The following is a 1,862-nucleotide window of genomic DNA, read 5'->3' as shown; positions in this document are numbered from 1 at the left end:
AACCCACCGACGATGGAGAAAAAAGCTGCCTGAAAACAGAGATTTAGACTCTCATAGATTTATTCAGGTGTTTCAAATTCATTGACACGTTCCGGACACGACGATCGGCTATCAAACAGGACGTCGCTCGACACGGGACTGCAGCCAGCCTGCCATTGCAGCACCTGCTGCTCCAATGATGCCAGCCGCTGCCAGCATCCCCAGCAATGAGGCCGACGGTGCCTGGGCAGAAGCGAAGAAGCTAATATGTCCAAGGAAATTGGCAAGAGGATTGTTAATCGGCCGCAGATTGCGCAGACTTAATACCACAATCACATCGCCCAGCACTGCCAGCGGAGTGGCAGCATCACCCACTACGGGGGTGAGCAACCCAATCGCGATTCCAGTGCCCGCGCCCAGACCCAAGCCGAGCAGGAACGACACAAGGTTGGCAACTCCTTCCCGCAAAGTTGAGCCGGCGGTGTCGTGGGCCACCCAACCGAGAAACATGGTCCAAGCGGGCAACGCTGCCCCCAAGGTCAGGAAAGTAGTGCTGGATGCCACGATCGCCACGACCAGTGTGCTTAAGTGAAAGCGCGTGGCGGGCAGCTGCGCGGCCGAGACGCGTGGTACAGGGGTAGGTAATGAATTCATGGGGTTCCAATAAAGTTGGTTACCGCCACGGCCTGCCCCTCAGCTCGACGGGGTGGCCATAGCGCCGAACGCTCAGATGAGATTGATCTCGACCTTCATGTTGCTCTTGCTGAGCTTCGAGTAGGGGCAGGTCTGGTGGGCCGTTTCAAGCAGCGTCCAAGCAATATCGTGCGCAACGCCAGGCAAGCTAACGTTTAGACGCGCCTGCAGGAAGTACGCTCCGGCGTCAGTGACCAGATCTACCTCGGCGTCGACTGCCAGATCAGCAGGCAACTTGACCTTTAGTCCATTTGCGGCCAAGCCCTTTGGGCCACGAGGATGCTTGCGCAGCGCGGGCGGCCTTACGCCGTGACGACCTTGAGGGCGACATCGATATTGCCGCGCGTGGCTTTCGAGTACGGGCAGATGGCATCGGCGTCATGCGCGATTGCCGTGGCGACTTCGGGGTCCAGGCCGGGAACACGCAGGGTGAGGCGGGCCTGCAGCAAGTACTCGGCGCCGGTCAGGCCCAGATCCACTTCAATATCCACAGCCGTGTCCGCAGGCAAGGTCACTTTCATCTCCTTGGCGGTAATGCCGACGGCGGCGATGTAGCAGGCCGACCAGGCACCGGCGAACAATTGTTCAGCGGTCGGATGCGGCTGGACGGTCGCGAACTCGTAGGCGGGCGCAGCGCTGTTGCCCGGGGCGGAGAGCTTGATATTGACGTTGCCTTCGTGGTTGCCAGAAATGATGCGGGTGTCGCTGGCAGTGGTATAAGTTTTGCCAGTGAGAAGGACTTTTGCGATCTTGGTCATTGTAGATTCCGTTTTGGTTTGTTGCAGTGGTCTAATAACGCCGGACACCTCGATAGGTGGATAATTCACCTTCACAGGAGTTTAGATGACAAGGCAACGCCGCAGTTTTGACCCCAGCTTCAAGCTGGAGGTCGTCCGCATGATCAAGGAGCAGGGACTCAGTATTTCGCACGTCAGCCAGACGATGGATATCGGCGTGACAGCGATCCGCCGTTGGCTGACGCAGTACGAGGCCGAGCAAAATGGGCAGCCTGGAATTGGCAAGGCGCTTACGCCCGAGCAGCAGCGTATCCGCCAACTGGAACAGGAAAACCGTCAACTTCGTAGTGATGTGGAAATATTAAAAAACCGCCCCACACGGTTGCCCGTGGCCCTCATGAATAGAAACTCCCGGCACAGTACACTGGCTGGACGCAGGACTGTGGCCGTAAG

At 58.0% G+C, this 1,862-nt stretch carries 4 protein-coding genes; 1 reads left to right on the top strand and 3 read right to left on the bottom strand.

The genetic code is table 11. The features are described 5' to 3' along the window. Positions 1-111: 111 nt before the first annotated feature. The 3 genes from H162_RS33785 to H162_RS0129630 all read right to left on the bottom strand — a co-directional run bounded on the left by H162_RS33785 (position 112) and on the right by H162_RS0129630 (position 1,430). Complete coding sequence (locus tag H162_RS33785; protein ID WP_084677188.1) at positions 112-633, bottom strand: DUF1097 domain-containing protein; 522 nt, start codon at positions 631-633, stop codon at positions 112-114. Positions 634-705: 72 nt separating this feature from the next. After that, on the bottom strand, positions 706-906 hold the full coding sequence (locus tag H162_RS0129635; RefSeq protein ID WP_307188097.1) for an OsmC family protein: 201 nt from the start codon (positions 904-906) through the stop codon (positions 706-708). Positions 907-974: 68 nt separating this feature from the next. Next, positions 975-1,430 carry an Ohr family peroxiredoxin gene (locus H162_RS0129630; RefSeq protein WP_020657087.1) on the bottom strand — a complete coding sequence of 152 codons (456 nt, stop codon included), beginning with the start codon at positions 1,428-1,430 and terminating at the stop codon, positions 975-977. An 85-nt stretch (positions 1,431-1,515) separates the two neighbouring features. On the opposite strand from H162_RS0129630, the gene H162_RS32405 reads away from it, so the two are divergent. Then, positions 1,516-1,862 (top strand): transposase (locus H162_RS32405; protein WP_020657086.1); only part of this gene is annotated, 347 nt, incomplete at its 3' end.

The organism is Massilia niastensis DSM 21313 (genome assembly GCF_000382345.1).
Lineage (GTDB): Bacteria > Pseudomonadota > Gammaproteobacteria > Burkholderiales > Burkholderiaceae_D > Telluria > Telluria niastensis.
The sequence above is the reverse complement of the archived record's forward strand: the minus strand, read 5'-3'. Positions and strand labels throughout refer to the sequence as shown.